This is a genomic window from Seonamhaeicola algicola, assembly GCF_007997385.1.
GTDB classification, from domain to species: domain Bacteria; phylum Bacteroidota; class Bacteroidia; order Flavobacteriales; family Flavobacteriaceae; genus Seonamhaeicola; species Seonamhaeicola algicola.
In genome coordinates this window covers 667188-691517 of record NZ_VOSC01000012.1, presented here as the reverse complement: position 1 = coordinate 691517, position 24330 = coordinate 667188, and the positions used below count along the sequence as shown (strand labels likewise).

The 24330-nt window shown below is 32.3% G+C and carries 16 protein-coding genes; 7 read left to right on the top strand and 9 right to left on the bottom strand.

Features of this window, described 5'->3' with window-relative positions:
* The 3 genes from FUA26_RS05390 to FUA26_RS05380 all read left to right on the top strand — a co-directional run.
* Window positions 1–663 (top strand): gliding motility-associated C-terminal domain-containing protein (locus tag FUA26_RS05390; protein WP_147132597.1); only part of this gene is annotated, 663 nt, incomplete at its 5' end.
* Window positions 664–666: 3 nt separating this feature from the next.
* Window positions 667–1590: a PorP/SprF family type IX secretion system membrane protein gene (locus FUA26_RS05385; RefSeq protein WP_147132594.1), complete on the top strand. Its 924-nt coding sequence runs from the start codon at window positions 667–669 to the stop codon at window positions 1588–1590.
* 82 nt (window positions 1591–1672) lie between these two features.
* Window positions 1673–3928: a response regulator gene (locus FUA26_RS05380; RefSeq protein WP_147132591.1), complete on the top strand. Its 2256-nt coding sequence runs from the start codon at window positions 1673–1675 to the stop codon at window positions 3926–3928.
* 48 nt (window positions 3929–3976) lie between these two features.
* Here FUA26_RS05380 and FUA26_RS05375 read toward each other — a convergent pair whose 3' ends face one another.
* From FUA26_RS05375 to FUA26_RS05365, 3 genes are all read right to left on the bottom strand, one after another.
* Complete coding sequence (locus FUA26_RS05375; protein WP_147132588.1) at window positions 3977–5014, bottom strand: aldo/keto reductase; 1038 nt, start codon at window positions 5012–5014, stop codon at window positions 3977–3979.
* A gap of 198 nt (window positions 5015–5212) precedes the next feature.
* Window positions 5213–6172, bottom strand: coding sequence for an OmpA family protein (locus tag FUA26_RS05370; RefSeq protein WP_147132586.1), 960 nt, complete (start codon window positions 6170–6172; stop codon window positions 5213–5215).
* A 33-nt stretch (window positions 6173–6205) separates the two neighbouring features.
* On the bottom strand, window positions 6206–6970 hold the full coding sequence (locus FUA26_RS05365; protein ID WP_147132583.1) for an exodeoxyribonuclease III: 765 nt from the start codon (window positions 6968–6970) through the stop codon (window positions 6206–6208).
* 193 nt (window positions 6971–7163) lie between these two features.
* Between FUA26_RS05365 and FUA26_RS05360 the strand changes: the two genes are divergently transcribed.
* The 4 genes from FUA26_RS05360 (at window position 7164) to FUA26_RS05345 (ending at window position 16570) form a co-directional block, all read left to right on the top strand.
* Window positions 7164–10577, top strand: coding sequence for a hypothetical protein (locus FUA26_RS05360; RefSeq protein ID WP_147132580.1), 3414 nt, complete (start codon window positions 7164–7166; stop codon window positions 10575–10577).
* A 49-nt stretch (window positions 10578–10626) separates the two neighbouring features.
* Window positions 10627–11019, top strand: a complete 393-nt coding sequence (locus tag FUA26_RS05355) for a hypothetical protein (RefSeq protein WP_147132578.1) — start codon at window positions 10627–10629, stop codon at window positions 11017–11019.
* Window positions 11020–11102: 83 nt separating this feature from the next.
* Window positions 11103–15419 carry a CusA/CzcA family heavy metal efflux RND transporter gene (locus FUA26_RS05350; RefSeq protein WP_147132575.1) on the top strand — a complete coding sequence of 1439 codons (4317 nt, stop codon included), beginning with the start codon at window positions 11103–11105 and terminating at the stop codon, window positions 15417–15419.
* Window positions 15419–16570: an efflux RND transporter periplasmic adaptor subunit gene (locus tag FUA26_RS05345; RefSeq protein WP_147132572.1), complete on the top strand. Its 1152-nt coding sequence runs from the start codon at window positions 15419–15421 to the stop codon at window positions 16568–16570. Before FUA26_RS05350 ends, FUA26_RS05345 begins: the two co-directional genes overlap by 1 nt.
* A gap of 2 nt (window positions 16571–16572) precedes the next feature.
* On the opposite strand, the gene FUA26_RS05340 is transcribed toward FUA26_RS05345, so the two are convergent.
* From FUA26_RS05340 to FUA26_RS05315, 6 genes are all read right to left on the bottom strand, one after another.
* Complete coding sequence (locus FUA26_RS05340) at window positions 16573–17475, bottom strand: M28 family peptidase (protein WP_147132569.1); 903 nt, start codon at window positions 17473–17475, stop codon at window positions 16573–16575.
* Window positions 17476–17502: 27 nt separating this feature from the next.
* Complete coding sequence (locus FUA26_RS05335; RefSeq protein ID WP_147132567.1) at window positions 17503–18678, bottom strand: carboxypeptidase-like regulatory domain-containing protein; 1176 nt, start codon at window positions 18676–18678, stop codon at window positions 17503–17505.
* 93 nt (window positions 18679–18771) lie between these two features.
* Window positions 18772–19512, bottom strand: a complete 741-nt coding sequence (locus FUA26_RS05330; RefSeq protein WP_147132672.1) for a succinate dehydrogenase/fumarate reductase iron-sulfur subunit — start codon at window positions 19510–19512, stop codon at window positions 18772–18774.
* Window positions 19513–19534: 22 nt separating this feature from the next.
* Window positions 19535–21550: a fumarate reductase/succinate dehydrogenase flavoprotein subunit gene (locus FUA26_RS05325; protein WP_147132563.1), complete on the bottom strand. Its 2016-nt coding sequence runs from the start codon at window positions 21548–21550 to the stop codon at window positions 19535–19537.
* 12 nt (window positions 21551–21562) lie between these two features.
* A complete protein-coding gene (locus FUA26_RS05320) occupies window positions 21563–22222 on the bottom strand; it encodes a succinate dehydrogenase cytochrome b subunit (protein ID WP_147132560.1) in 660 nt (219 codons plus the stop codon).
* A gap of 194 nt (window positions 22223–22416) precedes the next feature.
* The gene (locus FUA26_RS05315; protein WP_186826860.1) at window positions 22417–24153 is read right to left on the bottom strand and encodes a T9SS type A sorting domain-containing protein; all 1737 of its coding nucleotides are present in this window, start codon (window positions 24151–24153) and stop codon (window positions 22417–22419) included.
* Between the last annotated feature and the right edge of the window lie 177 nt (window positions 24154–24330).

Sequence of the window (24330 nt, the reverse complement as noted above, 5' to 3'; positions counted from 1 at the left end):
TATAACGCGGTGGGTGATGCTACGGGGTGTACCGAAGAAGCTTTCACTACCGAAACACTTCCAACAGTACCAACCTGCACAAGTTTAACAAGTCCGCTTAACGGGGCTACCAATGTTTCAATTGCCACAGATTTAACATGGAATGCCATTACTGATGCCACAGGCTACAGACTAACAGTAGGCACAACTTCTGGAGGAACTGATATTATAAACAACCAAGATGTTGGTAATGTATCTACGTTTGATGTACCTGCTGATTTACCTGAGAATACTCAAATTTTCGTCACTATTGTTCCGTATAACGCGGTGGGTGATGCTACGGGGTGTTCTGAAGAATCTTTTACAACTGAAACCATCACTATTCCTTTAGTGGAGTCTAAATACGGGTTTTCACCAAACGATGATGGCATAAATGATTTTTGGGAAATTGTTGGTATTGAAAATAGCCCAAATAATACGGTTAACATTTACAACCGTTGGGGCGATTTAGTGTTTAGTATTGCTAATTACAATAACACCTCAAACGTTTTTAGAGGTATAGCCAACCGTATGAGTAAATCTGGCGCTGGCAAGTTGCCCGATGGCACGTACTTTTTTGATATAAAAATATCAGGAACACATAATTTAAAAAAGCTAAAAGGATTTGTAGTTATAAAACGCTAAAAAATGATGAAATTAAATACTTTAAAACCCCTTTTTACAGCAGTAATTCTTTTAGTTATTATGCACGTAAACGCCCAACAAAGTCCGTTGTTTGCAGAGTATAATTACAATCCGTTTATTATAAATAGCGCATATGCTGGACTTAGTGGAAATACCGAATTTACACTAAGTAACAATGGCTATTTTAACGATTTTGATGGTAGCCCGCGTACACTTTCGTTTAGTGGTCATGGAAATTTAAACAATGAAAAAATAGCATTAGGTGGTGGTATTATTAGAGACGAAATTGGCGTAACTAATTCTACCAGTGTGTTTGCTGCATTTTCATATAAAATATTTTTTGATTTTAATGGAAATCGTCCATATTGGCAACACTATTCACCAAACGTTTTATCATTTGGTTTAACAGCTGGTTTGCAGCAATTTCAAGATAATTTAACCAAATTAAACATACCTAACGACCCCACGTTTGCACAAGATGTTAATGCAAGTATACCATCTATAGGTTTGAGTTTTTTGTATAACCATGCCTTGTTTTATGTGGGGGTTTCGGCACCAAATATTGCTGGCGACAAACTAGCTACCGAGCAAAATATTAAACTTTCTAGTCCTGTATACGCCTATTTAGGCTATCGTTTTTTTAGTAATAAGTTTGATAATATTATGATTAAACCTAATATGCTAATTAAACATGAAAAAGGCGCACCAATGCAAGCCGATTTTAATATTGCTGTTAGTTTTAAAAATAAATTTGAAGTAGGTACTGGGTACAGAACAACCTCTAGTTTTAACTTATTAGCAGGAATATATCTAATAAAAAATCTTAGAGTTATTTACAACTACAATATGGCCACCAATAATTCGCCTTTAGGTAACAGCCACGGTTTAGCGTTAAGTATTAAATTTAATGAAGGGTACGCACTGTAATAAGCTTCACAATATTTAACATACGCGTAACTTAATAGCGTTAAATATTAAATATTTTTGTTGCCTATTTCCTAAGTCCCTAATGAAACTTAATTTTTACAATTCTTACAGATTCAGGATTGTCCTGTCTTTTTTATTCATAATAGCGCCAACTATTTTAATATTTATTGGCTATAATTATTTTAAATCTAAAAGTCAGAACCTTCAAAATATAATTACTAGAATTTATAATTTAGAATCTAATTTTTCTAACAACGAAAAACATTTACAATCATTTTTATTGTATGGTTATAAATCAGATAGTTTTTATCTAAATAAAAAAGAAGAAACTATAGATAATTTTATAAGTAACACAACACTACTTAAAAATGAATTTAATGCTATTGTTAATGAACTTCAGGCAAATAACATTAGTACACATAGCCTTTTTTATAATGATATAATTACACGCTTTAATGCTTTAGATTCTATTTCAAAAACCTTAAAAGAACAGCGCTATTTATTGGGTTATAAAGATTTTGGCGGCATTGGAGACATGCGAAATATTGCCCATAAAATTGAAGACAATAATATTATTAAAAACGAAAGCATACTACAATTAAGGCGCCACGAAAAAGATTTTTTTATACGTACCGAAGCTCATTATATTAACGCTTTTAATACGCTTGCCAATAAAATTATTGAAGACAAACAAAACAGTGGCACTACAAAAAATGCACTAAAAAATTACCAAAAAACTTTTAATAATGTAGCCCGTTTAACTTTAAATATTGGCAACAGTACCAACAGTGGTTTATATGGTGAAATTTTTGAATTAAATAGCAATATTAAAACACAAATTAAAGCGCTTGAGGCGATTGCCCAAAATGGTATTTTAATAAAAAATAGAGGTATAGATCAGTACGTAAAAATATCATTTACATTAATGGTACTATTTATAATTTTGGTAATTCTATACCTATCAAGAATTTTAACTAGAGATATTTTGAAGTTGCAACTATCAATGCATCAGTTTATAAAATCTGGTTTTAAAGAAAATATAGATCCTAACGCCGAAAAGTCTAAAATTCTTGAAATTAATTTTTTGTACAAAGCTTATGATTTACTTAAAAAAAATCTGCTAAAAAATATTGATGGTTTAAAATTAACTATTGGAGAACTAGAACGTACAACCGCCTACAAGTCTAGTTTTTTAGCCAATATGAGCCATGAAATTAGAACGCCGTTAAATGGTATTATTGGCGTATTAAACCTTTTAAACCAATCTAACTTAAACAAAGAACAAGTAAAACTTTTAGAAATAGCCAACTACTCCTCTAGCCATTTATTAGGATTAATAAACTTAATATTAGACTATTCTAAAATTACCGCAGGTAAAATGGAGCTTGAAATTAGACCTGTAAATCTTAAAAAAGATTTAAGCAACCTTATTAAAATATTTCAGTTTCAAGCCAATGAAAAAGGTATTGATTTATTGTACACATTTAATAAAACGCCTGAGGCTTCAGAACTTGTTTATGGAGATTCAATAAGAATAAATCAAATAATTATAAACCTACTAAACAACGCTATTAAATTTACAGATTCTGGTTGGGTGAAGCTTAGCATTAATCAAAAAAAACATAACCAAACAGAAGATGAGTTTACTTTTACAGTTGAAGACACTGGAGTTGGTATTGAAAAAAGCAAAGCATCTAAAATATTTGTAGCTTTTGAACAAGAAGATATCTCTACTACCAGAAAATATGGTGGTACTGGTTTAGGCTTAACCATATCAAATGATTTGGCTAAACTAATGAATACCGAATTAAAATATAAACCATCAGACACTGATGGCTCTTGCTTCTATTTCACAGTAAAACTTAAAAGAGCTAATACTGAAATTTATAATGATAATACTGCTAGTTTATTTACCAACCTTCCTAAAATTGGAAACGAAATACGCGTATTAATTGTTGATGATAATGTAATGAACCAAAAAGTTTTAGGCTTAATGCTTAAAAAATTCAATTTAAACATAGACTATGCTAACAATGGTTTAGAAGCCGTTGAAAGGGCAAAAAACGAAGCATATGATATTATTTTTATGGATATTCAAATGCCCATAATGGATGGTTTAGAAGCTACTAAAAAAATAAAGGCTTCAAATAAGTTTAAAGAAAACCCGTATCCAATAATTGCCGTATCTGCTAGTGCTTACACAGACGATAGAAAAAAAGCGAGCCAATGTGGTATAGATGATTTTATATCAAAACCTATTGAAGTAAAAAAACTACACGATTTACTTATTAAGTATTCATTAAATCCTGAAACACGAGAAAAGCCAGCAATGGCCTAAAAAAAATTCCTGCTAAAAAACAGGAATTTATTCTAATTATTACATATGCTAAGGTGCCGGATTTGGCATAGCATTATGCACACTGTTTATAGCCTCTATAACATCACTGCTAAGGGTAACGTTTATACTTTCTATGTTTTCTTTTAACTGTTGCATAGTTGTTGCACCAATTATAGTGCTTGTAACAAACGGTTGTTGGTTTATAAACGCTAAACTCATTTGCGCTAAAGTTAATCCGTTATCTTCGGCTATTTTTAAATAACGCTTTGTAGCTTCGGTACTTTGCTCGCTACTGTAACGTGCAAAACGCGGGTGCAATGTTAAGCGTGAATTTTTGGCTGCTGTACCTTTAATATATTTTCCAGAAAGTACGCCAAATGCCATAGGCGAATACGCCAACAAACCAACCTTTTCGCGCATAGCAACCTCAACCAACTCATATTCAAACAATCTATTAAGTAATGAATACGCATTTTGAATTGTTACTGGCCCTTGCAAACCTTTATTTTTAGCCTCCTGTAAATAACGCATGGTGCCCCAAGAGTTTTCATTTGATAAACCAAACTGCCTAATTTTACCTGCTTTTACCTGATTGTTAAGTGCTTCAATAACTTCAGCAAAATTTTCTTGCCATTGTAAACTAGTTTCATGCGGAAAATTTCTTAATCCAAATTTATTAGTATCGCGTTCTGGCCAATGTAATTGGTATAAATCAATATAATCTGTTTGTAGTCTTTTAAGTTCTAAATCTATAGCTTCTTGAATAGATTTTGGACTAAAACCTGTTGTTCTAATATGCGCCGTATAATCGCCCGGACCAGCTATTTTTGATGCTATTATTACATCATTTCTTTTTCCTGATTTTTTAACCCAAGATCCTATAATTTCACTGGTTCTGCCACTGGTTTCAGCTGTTGCTGGTACTGGGTATAATTCGGCTGTATCAATAAAATTAACACCTTGTTCTAGGGCGTAATCTATTTGTTCATGTCCTTCAGCTTCAGTGTTTTGGTTTCCCCAAGTCATTGAACCTAAACATATTTTACTAACTTTTATATTGGTATTGGGTAGTGTTATGTATTTCATTATTTCTTTTTTTATTCCATTTAAGACAGAAATATTTTTTTAAAGTAGTTTTATTATAAATTTCTGCTTTAGCATACATTGCATGCTTATTCGTTTGTGTAAAAATAAAAACCTTTCAGAATTTTTAAGTTTCTAAAAGGTTTTTATTGTGCTAACGTTTCTTGTTAAATTACAACTTACAGAAACGTTAATTGTTTTTTAGTTATCATTTAAAAGCTTTGAAAGCTCATCTAGCTTAGGTGTTAAAATAACTTCAATACGTCTGTTTTTTGCTTTTCCTTCTGCAGTATCGTTAGTTGCAACTGGTGCATACTCACCTCTACCAGCAGCGGTTAAGTTTTCAGGATTTATTTTTGCATTTTCTCTTAAAATATTAACTATTGAAGTGGCGCGTTTTGTAGATAAATCCCAGTTGTTTGTTAATACGCTGTTTCCGCCATATGGCACATTATCAGTATGGCCTTCAATTAAAACGGCAATATCAGGATTTTCGGCTAATACGCTACCTAATTGTTGAACTGCTCTACGACCTTCAGACCCTACAGCCCAACTACCCGAACTGAAAAGCAGTTTGTTTTCCATAGAAACGTAAACCTTTCCGTCTCTTTGTTCAACAGTTAAACCTTTGCCTTCAAAATCTGTTAGCGCTCTAGAAATAGCATCTTTTAAAGCACCCATAGCAGCATCTTTATCTGCAATAACTTTTTCTAATTCAGCCACCCTGTTTGAGCGGTCTTCAAGTTCTTTTTTAAGTTTTTCTAAACGTGCATTTTCAGCAGCTAAGGCTTGTTCTTTAGCTTCTAATTCAGCTAACAATTCTCGGTTTTTTTGTGAATTTTTTGCAATAGCAGCCGAACTATTTTTCTCTAAGGCATCATATGAAGCTTTTAACGCATCATAATTTGCTTTGGTTGCTGTATAATCTGCTTGAAGTTTATCGCGTTCAGCAACAGCTTCATCATAAGCTGTTTTAAGTTGTTTTAACTCGTTTTTTGCTTGATTTTTTTCATATAAAAGCTCTTCATTTTCATCGTAAAGCTTTCTGTTTTCTTTTTTCAAGTTATTGTATTTAGCCTCTAACTCCTTGTAAACTTTAGGAGACACGCACGATGCTAAAACGGATACTGTTACAACTGATAATACGACTTTTTTAATCATTAGGCTAGGTTTTGTTTTTGATTTGTTTATAGGTTATTTATCTATTTCTACTAATATTGGGCAGTGATCGCTGTGTACTGCTTCACTGAGTATAACGGCTCTTTTTATGTTTTCTTGTAATGGTTTTGCTACCATGGCATAATCTAAACGCCAACCTTTATTATTGGCTCGCGCATTGGCCCTGTAACTCCACCAACTGTATTGTTGTGTTTCAGGGTTTATATACCTAAAGGAATCAATAAAACCACTGTTTATAAAACCACCTATCCACGCTCGTTCAACAGGTAAGAATCCTGAAACGTTTTTTAATCCTTTTGGATTGTGAATATCAATTTCCTCATGGCAAATATTATAATCGCCACAAATAATTAAATTTGGCAGGTATTTTTTTAAGTTATCAATATAGTTTTGAAACATATCCATGTATTCTAACTTATGCTCCAACCTATCAATATTTGTGCCAGAAGGCAAATATAAACTCATAATTGACACACCATCAAAATCTGCTCTAATATTTCTACCTTCAAAATCCATAGATTCAATACCTGTGCCGTATTCAACATGGTTAGGCTCTGTTTTACTTAAAATAGCAACACCGCTATAGCCTTTTTTTTGTGCACTAAACCAGTATTGATATTTGTATCCGGCTTGTTCAAAAACACTTAGGTCTAATTGTTCTTTTAATGCTTTTATTTCTTGTAAACAAATAACATCAGGATTTGCAGCTTTTAACCAATCTATAAACCCTTTATTTAATGCTGCCCTTATGCCGTTTACATTGTATGATATAATTTTCATGTTTGTCTTTTGTTGATATAAGTTTGAGTAGCCAATACCTTTTGATATTTCAAAATTAGGTAATACTACTAAAATAGCTTTATCATTTTCAGCTAAAATAAATAATACATTACTTTTACGCTATTGCTTTGGTAAGCATTTTACATAAATCTATTAACAAAATATTTTAAGCGTATTGTAGTTTAAGTATCAAATGAAATATTTTTTACTAACACTTTTATTATTCATGACTTTGTTTGGGGTTGCACAACAACCCAAATCAAACTATAAGCGTATAAAAGTAGCGGTATCAAATAGCATTAAAATAGATAGTGTTAGTATTAATTCTAATTGGTTTAAACTACAAACCAAACAAGGCGTTTTAATTGATAGTTCATTTTACAATATAAATTTTTCTAAAGCTTTAATTACATTTAAAAAGCCTATTGAAACTGATACTTTAATTATAAACTACTTGAAATTCCCAGAGTTTTTAACTAAAACCTATCAGCAACTCAATGAATCTGTTATTGTGAATAATAGCAATACCCAAACACTTTACAAACTTACCCAACCCAATACACAAAATACATTTACGCCTTTTGATGGTTTAACAACATCGGGCAGTATTTCTAGAGGTGTAACCATTGGAAACAACCAAAATGCTGTAGTTAATAGTGAATTAGATTTACAAATTACAGGGAAATTAAACGAAAAAGTGTCACTTAGAGCCTCAATACAAGATGCTAACATACCTTTACAAGAAAGTGGCTATAGCCAACGTTTAGATGAGTTTGACCAAGTTTTTATTGAGTTATTTAGTGATACTTGGAATATACGAGCGGGCGATATTGATTTACAAAATAGCAATTCTACTTTTGCAAATTTTTCAAAACGCGTACAAGGCCTATCAATTAATGCCAATATAGAAGGCCAAAACACCAAAACTAACCTATTTGCTGCTGGTGCTATAGTACGTGGTCAATTTACCCGTAGCCAGTTTACAGCACAAGAGGGCAACCAAGGCCCCTACAAGTTACAAGGGCCAAACGGTGAGCTTTTTGTACTTATTGTTTCGGGTAGTGAAACCGTTTACGTTAATGGCGTAGCTGTAAAACGTGGTGAAGACCAAGATTATATTATTGATTATAATGCTGGCGAAATTATTTTTAATGCTACATTTCCTATTACTTCTGAAATGCGTATTACTGTTGATTATCAGTTTAGCGAACGTAATTACTCGCGCTTTGTTGGCTTTGGTGGTGGCCGTATTGAAAATGAAAAATTGAAAATTGGCGTTTCAGTATATTCTGAAAACGATGCAAAAAACCAACCATTACAACAAAATCTATCAGAAGAACAAGTACAAATTTTATCAGCAGCAGGTGATGATAGAACGCAAATGGTTGCACCTTCAGAAATTGAAGAATCGGCTAACGAAAACCGTATTCTATATAAAAAAGAACTTATTAACGGTATTGAGGCTTTTGTTTTTTCAAATAACCCCAATGATGTACTTTACCGCGTTACATTTACCCAAGTTGGCACCAACTTAGGCAGCTATGTTATTAGTAACAGCAACGCTATTAATAATATTTATGAGTATGTGGGCATTGGCCAAGGTAATTATGAACCTATTGTGCAACTTGTAGCACCAACTAAACTACAATTGGCTGTTATAAACGGAAGCTATAAACCAAGCAACAACACACAAATGGCATTTGAATTAGCGGGAAGCAAAAACGATTTAAATCTGTTTTCAAATATTGATGATGACAATAATAACGGGTTTGCCGGTAAATTTAACATAAACCATAAATTAACAAAAAATGATAGTGTTTGGAATGTGCATGTTTTTGCAAATACTGATTACATTCAAGAAAACTTTAAAACCATTGAACGCTTGTATAACCCAGAGTTTTCGCGCGATTGGAATTTATCATCTACCAATAACACAACAGTAAATGTTACAGGCAACCAAAGTCTTTTATTTTCGGGTGTGCAATTTAACCATCATAAAAAAGGCATTATAAACTACCAATTTGAGCATTTAAATTTTTCTGATGGTTTTAAAGGCAATAGGCATGTTGCCAATGCTAATGTTATTTTAAATAACTTTACAATTGCTTCAAACAGCAGCTACTTAAATGCCGCTTCAAACATAAATACATCTACTTTTTTTCGCTCATACAATACTATAACCTACAGCTTAAAAAAAGCTTGGATTGGTACTAAATTAGCTATTGAAAACAATAAACAACAAGACAGTACCAACACATTAACACCTTTAAGCCAAAAATTTACATCATACCAAACGTATGTTGGCGTTGGAGATAGCAGTAAGGTTTTTGTTGAAGTTGGCTATAAAAACAGAGTTAATGATAGTATTAGAAACAACCAATTGCAAAAGGTAAACACATCGCATACGTATTATTTAAATTCTAAACTTATTCAAAACAAAAACACCAACTTATTATTATATGCTAATTACCGCCATTTAAAAAGTGAAGAAGCAGGTGTTGATAATGAGCAATCTGTAAATTCAAGACTACAATTCAATCAAAAATTATTTAAAAATATTGTGCAATGGCATACTGTTTTTGAAACCAACTCGGGCACCTTACCACAACAAGATTTTACATATGTTGAAGTTGAAGCTGGCCAAGGCAACTACACATGGATAGACTATAATGAAAACGGAATACAAGAATTAGAAGAGTTTGAAACAGCGCAGTTTCAAGATCAAGGCAAGTATATAAGAGTGCTTTTACCAAACCGTATATTTATAAAAACTCACCAAAACCGTTTAAGCCAAACTTTAACCATTAACCCGCAACAATGGCGTGTTAGTAAAAATAAATCACAGCAATTTTGGTCGCATTTTTACAATCAAACCAGTTATTTAATTGATAGAAAAATGAAACGCGAAGGCAATGCTTTTAATGTAAATCCGTTTGAAAATAATACTGATGATCAACTAGGTTTACAATTAAACTTTAGAAATGTACTATTTTTTAACCGTGGGCAACAACACTACACAACATCATACACCTATTTAAATAACCAAACACGAAACATACTATCGGTTGGTTTTATTAAAAATAATTTAAAAAGCCATCAAATAAACTTCAACCATAAAATAACTAACAATTGGTTATTTAACACACTAACCACATTAGCAAATAATGAAAGTGTTAGCGAAAACTTTTCAAGCAAAAATTATAATTTTAAAGAAGAAAGCCTAAACCCCAAATTATCATATTTATTTAATGATAATTCTAGTTTTGATGTGTTTTATGAATACGCAAAAAAAGAAAACACCATTGGTAGTTTTGAAACACTTAAGCAACACAAATACGGTGTTTCTTTTATGTTTTCTAAAAACGTTAAAAGCGCTATAAATGGTGAGTTTAATTATTTTTCAAACACATACAATGGCAATGCAAATACACCCGTAGCTTACCAAATGTTAGAAGGTTTACAACCTGGTAAAAATTTTACATGGACACTGCTTGCACAAAAAAAAATAACTAAGTTTTTAGATTTAAATTTAAGCTATTTTGGCCGAAAAACCCCCACAAGCAGTACCATACACACAGGTGCAGTGCAGCTTAAAGCTTATTTTTAAGTTTTCTTTAAATATTTTCAGTATTTATTTTTTGTAATTTTGCAAAAGTATGAGCAAAACGGCAGCCATAGTATATTCTATTTTAATGCTTTTTCAAAGTTTAAATATAAACATTGAAGAGCTATCTAAACTAGGTGTTTTAATAGAGCATGCCCAGTATCATCAAGAAATGTATGGCGATACGTTTTTAGAGTTTTTGTATGAACATTACGGTGAGCAAGCCGTTTCTACACAAAATGATCATGAAGAGCATGACGACTTACCCTTTAAAAGTCATCAACATATTTTTTGCCAAGTTAATTTTGCATGTATTTTAGTTACAAGTTTAGAGTTTCCGCTTCAAAACCAAATGCATCAAAACACGCAATTAAACTTTTTTTACAAAGAGCCTATTTCTTCTTTTGAGAAACCCACAGTTTTTCAACCACCTAAATTAGCATAATTCACCGTCTAAATACATTTACAAACAATTCAAATTTAACAATTTGAACATGTTACTTTTTTAATTATTCAGCAAAATGAATTATGCTAGAAAACATTATAAAATTTAGCTTAAAAAATAAGCTATTCATATTCCTTTTTATAGGTTCAGTTATAGGTTTTGGTTTATACTCACTAACCCAAATTTCAATTGGCGCCGTACCAGATATAACCAATAATCAAGTACAAATAATTACAACATCAAAAAATTTATCTACCCAAGATGTTGAACAATTTATAACATATCCGGTAGAGTTAGAAATGGCCAACTTACCGGGTGTAAAAGAAATACGTTCTGTTTCAAAATTTGGGCTATCAGTAGTTACTATTGTTTTTGAAGACAACCTTGGCACCTATTTACCAAGACAGTTAATTTCAGAAAAAATAAAATCGGCTAGCGAAAAAATACCCGAAGGTTTTGGCACACCTGAAATGGGCCCAATTACAACAGGCTTAGGCGAAATTTACCAATACATTTTAGATGTAAAACCAGCATATAAAAACCAATATTCTGCTACCCAAATACGCACTATTCAAGACTGGATTGTAAAACGCCAACTTTCTGGCATTCCGGGTGTAGTAGAAGTAAACACGTGGGGCGGTTATTTAAAACAATATGAAGTTTCCTTAAATCCGCAAAAATTAAACGCCATGAATATTAGTTACATTGATATTTTTAATGCTTTAGAAAAAAATAATAGTGTTGCAGGTGGTGGTTATATTGAAAAAAATAACAAAGCTTTTTTTATTCGTGGTGAAGGTTTAGTAAACTCAAAAGCCGATATTGAAAATATTGTTGTTAAAAATAATGGCATTCCTATTTTTATAAAAGACGTAGCCAAAGTACACTTTGGAAGCGCCACACGCTTTGGCGCTATTACAGGCAATGGCGAAGGCGAAAAAGTACTTGGGCAAGTAATGATGTTAAAAGATGGCAACTCTAAAAAAGTAATTAATGCTGTAAAAAAACGCGTAGCATCTGTGCAAAAATCATTACCCCAAGGCATCTACATTAACGGTTTTTTAGAGCGTAGTGAGTTAATAAATAAAACAACCTTTACCGTTGCCGAAAACCTAATTTTAGGCTCACTTATTGTTATTTTTGTTGTTGTACTACTATTAGGAAACATAAGGTCTGGGCTTGTTGTAGCATCTGTAATTCCGTTAAGTTTATTATTTGCCATTTCGTTAATGAATATTTTTGGTATTGATGCTAACCTTATGAGCATGGGTGCTATTGATTTTGGAATTATTATAGATGGCGCAGTAATTATTGTAGAATTCATTGCTTTTAAAATAACAACACAAAGCACCACTGCAAATGCGCTTTCTAAAAACGAACAGCAACAAGCCATTGACTCTATTACTTTAAAAAGTGCTTCAAAAATGATGAATTCGGCAATTTTTGGTCAAATCATTATTCTTATAGTGTTTATACCCATTCTCTCATTAAGTGGTGTTGAAGGTAAAATGTTTAAGCCTATGGCACTAACCTTTAGTTTTGCGCTTATGGGTGCCATAATTTTCTGTTTAACATATGTTCCGGTAGTTTCTTCAATATTTTTAAAACCTAGCAAACAAACTAAAAAGAACATAGCTAATAGGCTCATGAATTTTTTAAATAAACTTTATAAGCCTACCATCAATTGGTCTTTAAAAAACAAAAAAATAGTACTATCATTTGCAGGCACATTATTAGCAATAAGCATATGGGTTTTTACAACTATGGGCGGTGAGTTTGTACCAACTTTAGATGAAGGTGACTTTGTAATTCAGCCAGTACTAAAAACAGGCACTTCATTAGGAAAAACTATTGAAATTACAACAAAAATAGAACAGGTATTATTAGAAAACTTCCCTGAAGTTGTACAGGTAGTAAGCCGTATTGGTGCAGCCGAAGTACCAACAGACCCAATGAGTATGGAAGAAAGTGATGTAATTATAAAACTAAAACCTAAAAACGAATGGGTTTCTGCTGATAGTAAAGATGAACTAGCCGATAAATTTAAAGAAGCACTTACCATAATTCCTGGAATGGAAGTAGAATTTACACAACCTATTGAAATGCGCTTTAATGAACTAATTACTGGTGTACGTGCCGATGTGGCCGTTAAAATTTTTGGAGAAGATTTATCAATTTTAGCTAGTAAAGCCGATGAAATTAAAACACGCATTCAGCATATTGAAGGTGCTTCAGATATTATAATTGAAAAGGTTGAAGGCTTACCTCAAATGAGTGTAAATTATAACAGAAATAAAATTGCTCGTTATGGTTTAAACATTGCAGATGTAAACCAACTTATTTCAATGGGGTTTGCAGGTAAAATAGTAGGTAATGTATTTGAAGGCGAAAAACGTTTTGATATGGTGGTTAGATTAGATGCCAACCACAGAACAACTATTGAAAACCTTCAAAATTTATATGTAGACACGCCTAGTGGTACAAAAATTCCATTAAGTGAGTTAGCCGAAATAAAATACACCACAGGTCCTGCTAAAATTTCTAGAGATGATACACGCAGACGGATTGTAGTTGGAATTAATGTACGAAACAGAGATTTACAATCGGTTGTTAATGATGTTAAAGCAATTGTTGATGAACAGGTAAAACTACCTGCAGGTTATAATATTACCTATGGCGGCCAATTTGAAAATCTTGAAAGCGCTAAAAACAGATTAATGGTAGCTGTACCTATTGTACTTGTACTCATATTCATTTTACTATATTTTGCTTTTGGCTCTGTAAAAGAAGCCGCCATGGTATACACCGCTATTCCACTTTCGGCTGTTGGAGGTGTGCTCCTTTTATGGTTTAGAGGTATGCCCTTTAGTATTTCGGCAGGTGTTGGTTTTATAGCGCTTTTTGGTATAGCTGTACTTAATGGCATTGTACTTATTGAGCATTTTAAAGAACTTAAAAAAATAGGCATTTCAAATATTGATGAACGCATAAAACGTGGAACAACTGAACGCCTACGCCCTGTTTTATTAACAGCATCGGCAGCTACACTTGGGTTTCTTCCTATGGCAATTTCAACCAACGCCGGTGCCGAAGTTCAGCGGCCATTAGCAACCGTAGTTATTGGCGGATTGGTTACAGCAACTATTTTAACATTAATAGTTTTACCCGTTTTATACGCATGGTTTGAGAAAAAAATCGAATTAAAAATGAACAAAAAAATAAGTACCTTAGTAATTGTAACATTACTTTCTTTACAAATACACGCACAACAAAAAAATTTAACTGTTGATGAAGCCATACATTTAGCTATTAAAAACAACGCTGCATTAAAAGCTTCTGCATTAAAAAGTAAAGAATCAAAATCATTAATTGGTAGCGCTTTTAACTTTGACAAGACATCAATTTATTACAGTTATGATGAAAATAATTTAGCCATAAATAATGAACCTTTAAATGTTTTTGGCATTTCACAAACGTTTAAGTTTCCAACAATTTATTTTGCTGATAAAAAAGTAAAACAAGCCGAATTTAATCTTCAACAAACAGAATATAACATAGCTTTAAAAAACCTTAAACGTAATGTTCTCACTGCATATTCCAATCTTGTTTATGCTAAAAACAAAGCTAAAACCTACAAGTTTTTAGATAGCCTTTACAATCAGTTTGAAAAAGCTTCACACAGACGTTTTGAATTAGGAGAAACTAACTATTTAGAAATGATTAGCGCTAAATCAAAACAAAAACAACTAGAAATGCTTTACAAACAAGCACAACAAGACATTGTGCTGGCTAACGAAGATTTAAAAAAACTAGTTCAATTAGATTCTATTACAATTATTGACAATACACTACAAAAAGTAGAGTTACAATCTATTTCAATTGAAAACAATATCGGCCTATCCTTGTATAATACCACTACTTCTTATTACAAAGCTTTAAATAATAAAGAAAAACAAAATTTACTACCAGATATAACTGCCGAATATTTTCAGGGTACCAACAATACTTTAAACACAAATATTAAAGGCTATCAATTGGGATTAAAAATTCCTATTTTCTTTAGCGGAAATGCTTCAAAAATTAAAGCAAGCAAACTAGCTATAGAAGCTGCAGAGGCTGAAAAAAAAGAGTATAAAATAAAGTTAAACGCAGCATATAAATCATTATCAGCAAAACTAAAACAACATGAAGCTGCTGTAAATTATTATAATGCCCAAGGAAAAAAGCTTTCTAAAGAAATTATAAAAACAGCACAACGCTCATTTAAAGAAGGTGAAATTGACTTTTTTCAATACATACAAAGCCTTGAAACCGCTACGGAAATTGAACTCACTTACCTTGAAAACCTAAATAAATACAACCTAACAATAATAGCTATAAACCACTTAATTTTACAATAATGAAACCTATATACACCTTTTTATTCGCGCTTATTATAATGGCTTGCGAAAACACTGAAAAAAACAATAGCAATGCTTCAAATGAAGACACCCAAAATAACAATTTAGTTATAACACAACATCAATTTAACAGTAACAATATGCAATTGGGTAAATTAACTAATTATACATTTACCAAAGGCATTAAAGTAAATGGTACTATTGATGTACCTCCAAAAAACAAAGCTGTTATAAGCACTTATATGGGTGGTTATATAACAAAAACACCACTTTTAGTAGGCGATAAAGTAAAAAAAGGACAAGTTTTAGCTACCATTGAAAATCCTGATTTTATAGAATTACAGCAAGATTATTTAGAAATTTCAGAACAACTCAATTATTTAAAAGCTGAATTTAATAGACAAAAAACACTTTTTGATGAAAATATTACATCGCAAAAAAATTACTTAAAAGCTGAAAGCACATATAAAAGTAACTTAGCCCATTATAACGGTTTACGTAAAAAACTATTAATGCTTCATATAAATCCTTTACGTGTTGAAAAAGGACATATATCTTCAAAAATCAATATATATTCTCCTATTGAAGGCTATATAACAAAAGTTAATATTAGTAACGGTATGCATGTAGCAGCTGATGATGTAATAATGGAAATTATTGATACAGATCATATTCATTTAGAACTTTCAGTGTTTGAAAAAGATATTTTACGCATTAAAAAAGGGCAAAATATACGCTTTAAAATTCCTGAGGCTTCTAATGAAACTTTTAATGCCAATGTACACCTTGTAGGTACAACTATTAATGACAAAACTAGGGTTGTAAAGGTTCATGCACACATTTTAAATGAAGCCAATACCAATTTTATTGTAGGTATGTTTGTAGAAGCTTTAATTTTAACCACTACCACTACAAATTTAGCTTTAGCAAATAACGCTGTTAATGAAGATGAAGAAGGTGCTTTTGCTTTAGTTTTAAAAGAAAAGAAAAACAACCAATATTATTTTGAAAAAATAGCTTTAAAACTTGGCTCACAAACCGAAACTCACACAGAAATAATTAACGCAAATGAATTTGCTGATAAAGATATTTTAATAGCTGGTGGCTTTATGCTTGGTGATAATTTTGAAGGCAGTGGTCATGCACACTAATACTAACTTTTATCAATTTTATTAAACACTGAAATGATTGTTTTTACAGCTTCAATGTAAAACGTTGGGTGAATGTTTTCAAAATCATCAGTAGGTTCATGGTAATCATCATGATCATCTACTCCAAAATATAAAAACGGAATATCTTTTTTATGAAAATTAGCATGATCTGAGGCATATACCCAACTATCATTTTCATCAAAACCATCGTGCCCGCTTTTTAAAGTAAAGTTTTCATGCGCCACGCAACAAACTGCTTGTATAAATTGCTTATAAATATTTGAACCGGCCACGTGCAAAGTATTGGTATTACTTCTACTAATCATATCCATATTAATATTTAGTAGAATTTTATGGTATGGAACATTTAAATTATTTACAAAGTAACTAGACCCTTTAAGTCCTAATTCCTCAGCATCAAAAGCCGCTAAAATAACGGAGTGTTTTGGCGGATGCGTTTTAAAATATTCGGCAAAACTGAATAATGCACTCAAACCAGAAGCGTTATCATCTGCACCATTGTAAATTTTTCCGTTCTTAATACCTTCATGATCATAGTGTGCACTAATTACAATATACTTATTAGGTACGCATGTTCCTTTAATATAGCCAATAACATTTACGCCTTTGTACTGTTTTTTTCCTTTGTTAAATAAAAATGTTTGCTGATATCCTTGCTTAAAAGGCTTAACTTGTAATGTATGATACTGATTAATTATATACTTTTTAGCTTTATTGGCACCTTGTGTTCCTGTACGCCTTCCTTCAAAAGCATCAGAAGATAATGTTTTTATATGCCTTAATAAATTTTCGTGACTAAAACATATATTCTTTTCATTTTGAGAGTAACCAAACGCTGTTTTAAACAGCACGAAAAATACTAATAAAAGCTTAATTTTAAACATTTAGGTAGCTTGGGTTTATACTCTTTATTAGTTTACGGCTTTGAATTGCTGCTCAAGAGGCACACCATAAATAGACTCTAACTGCTTGACGCTTTTTTTATAAAAGGCTGTTTCTGGAGGTAAGCTAAAGTTGTTCCAAAAATTAGGATTATATTTTACATCAATATCACCCATATCTTTTTTATAACCTTCATAATTTCCAACTTTAATTTTCTTTTTGTTGGTTTCAACTCCTAACACAAAAACCTCATGCCTGTAAGACACTGGAACCTTATTACTAGTTGTTTGTAAGAGCTTTTTTTGCATAGCATTAATAGACATATCTTTTGCCCAAACTCTATTATGGTAGCTTAAAATTAATTTTCCATTAGGGCCTTTTTTATATATCCATATAGAATTTAAATTTGATGATTCTATTTTATAAATACCTTTAGTATCAACACCAATATATAGTTTTAACCATTGCCATTTATTTTTTTTGCCTTTACCCTCAATAATTACAATATCTTCACCGTCATAAGAAGTATCTCCTATTTTAGTCCAATTATAATTATTTTTGTTTATACCTTTTCTAACAGGATTTGTATTAGCTACATTAAGTACTTGATGCCCAGGATATTTATCTTTAACAAACCTGTAGTCTGCAGATTTTCTCCCTTCAATAACTTCAACTCTTGTGTATTGTGGTGAATTTAAACCTCTATCTAGCACTTTTATATAATGCTCAACTAGAAAGCATGCTTTTTCAGCTTCTGTTGAAAATCTTCTGTATAGCATATTGAGCTGATGATTGCTACTTAAAGATGTATTTTTTATGTTTTTAAAAGCTGTTTTAACATAATCTGATGCTGCTAAAATGTTTACCTCATCTAACGATACAATATCCTCTTTTAAAACAATAACTTTTTCACTTAAGTTTAAAAAATCTTCAACTTTGATTTTATAAGTTAAATATCCAATACTAGATACTTCTAGACTATCAGCTAGATTACTTTTACTAAGTTGTAAATAAAAACTACCGTCTTCGGTAGTGGCTGTACCTAAATATTTTTTTGGAATACCTACGGCAGCATAAGGCACTTCATAGTTATTTTCATCTTTTACCAAACCTTCTAAAACTACTTTTTCCTGCTGTGAGAAACCGGATAAAAAGCACATAAAAAAGAAAGCAAACACATATTTAACTATTGTAGTTTTTTTCATATTCAGCAATTTTCAGTTAACGTTTTGTATTAAAAACAAAAACCATACCTAATACAAGGTATGGTTTTTTTCGAAATAATTTATATTTTTTGCTTAAATAGACGCCTTAATTAGCTCTCTATTCATTCTTGCAATATTATCTAATGAAATTCCTTTAGGGCATTCAACCTCACAAGCACCTGTATTTGTACAGTTACCAAAACCTTCTAAATCCATTTGCGCTACCATATTTTTAACACGGTCTGCAGCTTCAACTTGTCCTTGCGGCAATAAAGCATATTGTGAAACTTTAGCACCAACAAATAACATGGCAGATGAGTTTTTACATGTTGCCACACATGCCCCACAACCAATACATGTTGCTGCATCCATAGCCTCGTCTGCTGCATGTTTTGAAATTGGAATAGCGTTGGCATCTTGTGTATTACCAGATGTATTTACTGAAATGTAACCACCAGCTTGTTGTATACGCTCAAATGAAGTTCTATCTACTACCAAATCTTTAATTACAGGGAAAGCTGCAGCTCTAAAAGGCTCTATGGTTATAGTGTCACCATCTTTAAACATACGCATATGTAATTGGCAAGTTGTTACGCCCCTATCTGGCCCATGAGCTTCACCATTTATATACATTGAGCACATACCGCAAATGCCTTCACGACAATCATGATCAAAGGCAACAGGCTCTTGGCCTTCAGCAATTAATTGTTCATTCAAAACATCCATCATTTCAAGGAAAGACATATGTTCTGAAATATCATTTACCTTGTAAGTTTCCATCTTACCTTTTGATTTAGCATCTTTTTGACGCCAAATCTTTAATGTTAAATTCATTCCTTTTCCTGACATATCTTTCTTATTTATATGAACGTTGTTTTAATTCAATATCCTTAAATTCTAATTCTTCTTTATGAAGTACCGCATCAGCTGGTTCTCCTTTATATTCCCAAGCAGATACAAATGCAAAATCTTTATCATTACGCTTTGCCTCGCCTTTTTGAGGTCCTGATTCTTCAGCAGATTCTTCTCTAAAATGTCCACCACAAGATTCTTCTCTTGTTAAAGCATCTTTAGCAAATAATTCACCTAACTCTAAAAAGTCTGCAACGCGTCCTGCTTTTTCTAATTCAGGATTCATTTCATTTGCGCCACCAGGCACTGATACTTCTTTCCAAAATTCTTCACGGATGGCTTTAATTTCAACCATAGCTTCTTTTAAGCCTTGTTCATTTCTAGACATACCGCATTTATCCCACATTACTTTTCCTAGTTTCTTGTGGAAATAGTCAACAGATTTTGTTCCTTTATTATTTATAAAGAAATCAATTCTATCTTTAACTTCTTTTTCAGCAGCATCAAATTCTGGTGTATCTGTTGGTATTTTACCTGTTCTAATATCATCAGATAAATAATCTCCAATGGTGTAAGGCAATACAAAATACCCATCGGCTAAACCTTGCATTAGTGCTGAAGCCCCTAGCCTGTTAGCTCCATGATCAGAGAAGTTTGCCTCACCAATACAATATAAACCAGGTACAGTTGTCATTAGGTTATAATCTACCCAAACACCTCCCATGGTGTAGTGAACTGCTGGATAAATCATCATTGGTGTTTCGTATGGATTTTCATCTACGATTTTCTCATACATTTGGAACAAGTTTCCGTACTTAGCTTCAACAATTTTTTGCCCAAGCTCATATATTTTAGCTTCTGAAGGATTTGCAATACCATGTATTTTGGCTTGCTCTTTACCATAGCGTTGTATTGCCGAAGCAAAATCTAAATACACAGCTTCTCCAGTAGCATTTACACCGTAACCAGCATCGCAACGTTCTTTAGCTGCACGCGAAGCAACATCACGTGGTACTAAATTACCAAAGGCTGGGTAACGACGCTCTAAATAATAATCTCTTTCTTCTTCAGATAAATCTGTAGGTTTTTTTCGTCCTTCTCTAATGGCAATAACGTCTTCCATGTTTTTGGGCACCCAAATACGACCATCATTACGTAAAGACTCAGACATTAATGTTAATTTAGACTGATAATCTCCTGAACGCGGAATACATGTTGGGTGAATTTGTGTGTAACATGGGTTTGCGAAAAACGCACCTTTTTTATGAATTTTCCAACCTGCAGACACATTTGACCCCATAGCATTTGTTGACAAGAAAAATACGTTACCATAACCACCTGATGCAACCACAACAGCATGAGCTGAATGGCGTTCAATTTCACCAGTTATTAAGTTTCTTGCAATAATACCTCTTGCTTTACCATCAACAATTACAACATCTAACATTTCATGACGGTTGTACATTTGAATTTTACCACGTGCTATTTGGCGGTTCATTGCCGAATATGCACCTAGTAATAATTGCTGGCCCGTTTGTCCTTTGGCATAAAATGTTCTTGATACTAATACACCACCAAATGAACGGTTATCTAATAATCCGCCATAATCACGAGCAAAAGGCACGCCTTGGGCCACACATTGGTCTATAATATTTGCAGAAACCTCAGCTAAACGGTATACGTTAGCCTCACGTGAGCGGTAATCGCCACCTTTTACGGTATCATAAAATAATCTGTATGTTGAATCGCCATCACCTTGATAGTTTTTAGCGGCGTTTATACCTCCTTGCGCAGCAATTGAATGCGCACGACGCGGAGAATCTTGATAAGCAAATGCTTTTACGTTGTAGCCCAACTCTGCAAGTGTAGCAGCTGCTGAACCACCAGCTAATCCTGTACCAACAACAATAACATCAATTAATCGTTTATTAGCAGGATTTACTAAGTTAATTTTATCTTTATAAGACGTCCATTTATCTTTAAGAGGACCTTCTGGTACTTTTGAATCTAAAACACTCATATTTGTATGTTATTAGTGATTAAAATGGTGATATATAGCTATAATTACAAACCCTAAAGGAATAATTATAGAATATGCTTTACCAATGTTTTGTAATGTTTTTTTACGACCTGCAGTTCCGCCAACAGACTGAAATGCCGATGTAAACCCATGCATTAAATGCAACGCTAAAAAAACAAAAGCTAAAACATACACACCAACGCGTATTGGATTTTCAAACATGTGTACTACATGCGCATGAAAATCTTTTCCAACTTGACTTTTTCCTTCTACATATTTTTCAACAATTTCAGGAACCCAAAAATCATTAAAATGAAAAATCATAAACAATAGAATTGCCACACCAGTGTAAATCATGTTTCTACTTACCCATGATGAGTTAGCTGCGCCATTATTTTTTGCATAGGCAACACCTTGGGCTTTTTTGTTTTTCAATTCTAAAATAAATCCCATAACAAAATGAAAAACAACACCAAAAAGTAAAACTGGCTGTAAACCATATTGAACTAAAGGATTATTTCCCATAAAATAAGATACTTCATTGAACGTTTCTGGGCTAAAAACCGATAACATATTTATTGCAAAATGTTGAAGTAAAAAAAACATTAAGAAGAATGCAGATAGCGCCATGGCTACTTTCCTCCCAATCGAAGATTTTAAAAATCCGCTCATTATTTATATAATTTAGTAGTATGTTACAAAGGTAAATTACTAATAGTTGATAGACAATAAGTAACTTGCTTATTTTCTAATTTAGAATTATTTTAAGTAATAATACTTAGTTTTTAAACTATGATATTTATCATAAACTCAAAAAGAGACACATAACGCATCTCTTTTAGTATTTTTATTAATGAAAATGCTCGTTATTCTACTATTAACTTTTTAGTTATTGTTGCAAAATCAGAATGTATATTAACAAAATAAACACCCGAAGATGTGTTTAACATATTAATTTCAATTATGTGATTATTGTTTAATTTATGAGTAGATATTTTACGTCCACTTAAATCATAAATTACGGCCTTAGTTAAGCCTACATGAGATGCATTGTGTATTTGAAACTTACCTGTTGATGGGTTAGGATACAGTGTTATTGCTTCTTGCAACCGGTTTTCTTCAGTACTTAAAGGACATGAAGCATTATTAACCAAAGCAACTCTGCCGCAAACACTAGACAAACTCCTATCTTGTATAACATTAGCTGCAGTACTATTGGTTGGCCCTATAACACGTTGATCTTCTGAAATAGATATTGCATAATTCATTAAATCATTAGTATCATTAACGTGGCCTAATTGGTGTCCATGGCCTAATTCATGCAATGCTACACTTTGAAAATCAAACTCTCCTAAATCTGGCAAATCTAAACCTGTGTGCCAAGGCTCATCTGCATCAAACTCAATGTCATGACCCCTCACATACCAATTTAAAACACCACCATTAACACAACCTGAATAATATGTGTAACAAATACCCAATGTAGGATCATCTAACTCACCATTATCAAAACGTATAATATTTATACCATCATCGGCAATAACATCAGTGTTTGTTGGTGTACCTATAGACCAGTTTAACTGTGTATCACAAATCCAGGTATCAAAAGCCCTTTGAAAAGCAGCTTTAGCACCAGCAACTTGTGCATCATTATTAAAACCGGTTTCCATATGCCAAGTTACATTATCATCTGTTCCAGAAAAAGAAGAATGTTGTACCTGATAAGCTATTAATGGTTGAGGCCCATTTGAACCAGGTGGATTATTTTGGGTTTGGTCATCAATATCATATTCTACATTATACTCTGCATAACTTACAGTAATTGGTGTTTGGGGCGAAGGATCTCCAACAGCATCTTCAACATACATATTTCCTGTTCCAGCAAATGATGGCACTTCAACAGTAATTTGCGTATCATTCCAACTTAAAACCTGAGAATCTAAAGCCCTGATAAAAGTAGCGCCTCCATCATTAGCATTACTAAACCACACTATACCCTGGGTATTTCCAAAATCTGACCCCGAGATTGTTAAAACATCTTTATTACCAGCACTCACTACTGTTTTATTTAAAACTAAGCTGCTTGGTGCTAACAAACTAGCTTTAGCAGTCTTGTTCTTAGCTATTATGGTTTCAACATTAAAATACGTAACCTCTTTATAGGGCTTTTTGGTATATTTGGTAATTTCACTGTATAAACTTTTTGTTATACCCTTTTTTTTAGTTAATGCATTTGCCGCCACATTATCTATTAAATTGTATTTATAAAAACCTTGATTTAATGCATATGGCTTAAACCTTGAGTTATTGGCTTTTTTTGAAAACTTAATAGTGTTTGAATTTAAAGTAAACACCCCAACATCGCCTGTTTGCAAATTTAAACTGGGGTTAACTACTACAGCATTTAGGCCAACTACCCCGCCAACTGTTACAACATCAATATACTTGGCAATATTGCCTTTAAATACTTTAAATACTTCAATTGTATTTATGGTGTATATTAAACTGTAGTTTGCATCCCAAGTAGCGTATTTATTAACTACTTTACCTTCAATTACCATATCACTTTTTTGTACTTGATTTTCTAAAGAGACTTTTTTCATATGAATTTGCGCCTCTGATTTCTTACCTATAACGAGTGTAAAAAACAAAATCCCCAAAAGAAGTTTCTTACCTATTTCTTTCATAACAACTTAATTAATTAAAAATCAAACACTTAAAATAGCCACAAATATAACCAATAATTAATCTACTTTTTCTTTTTATTTTTACATAATTAA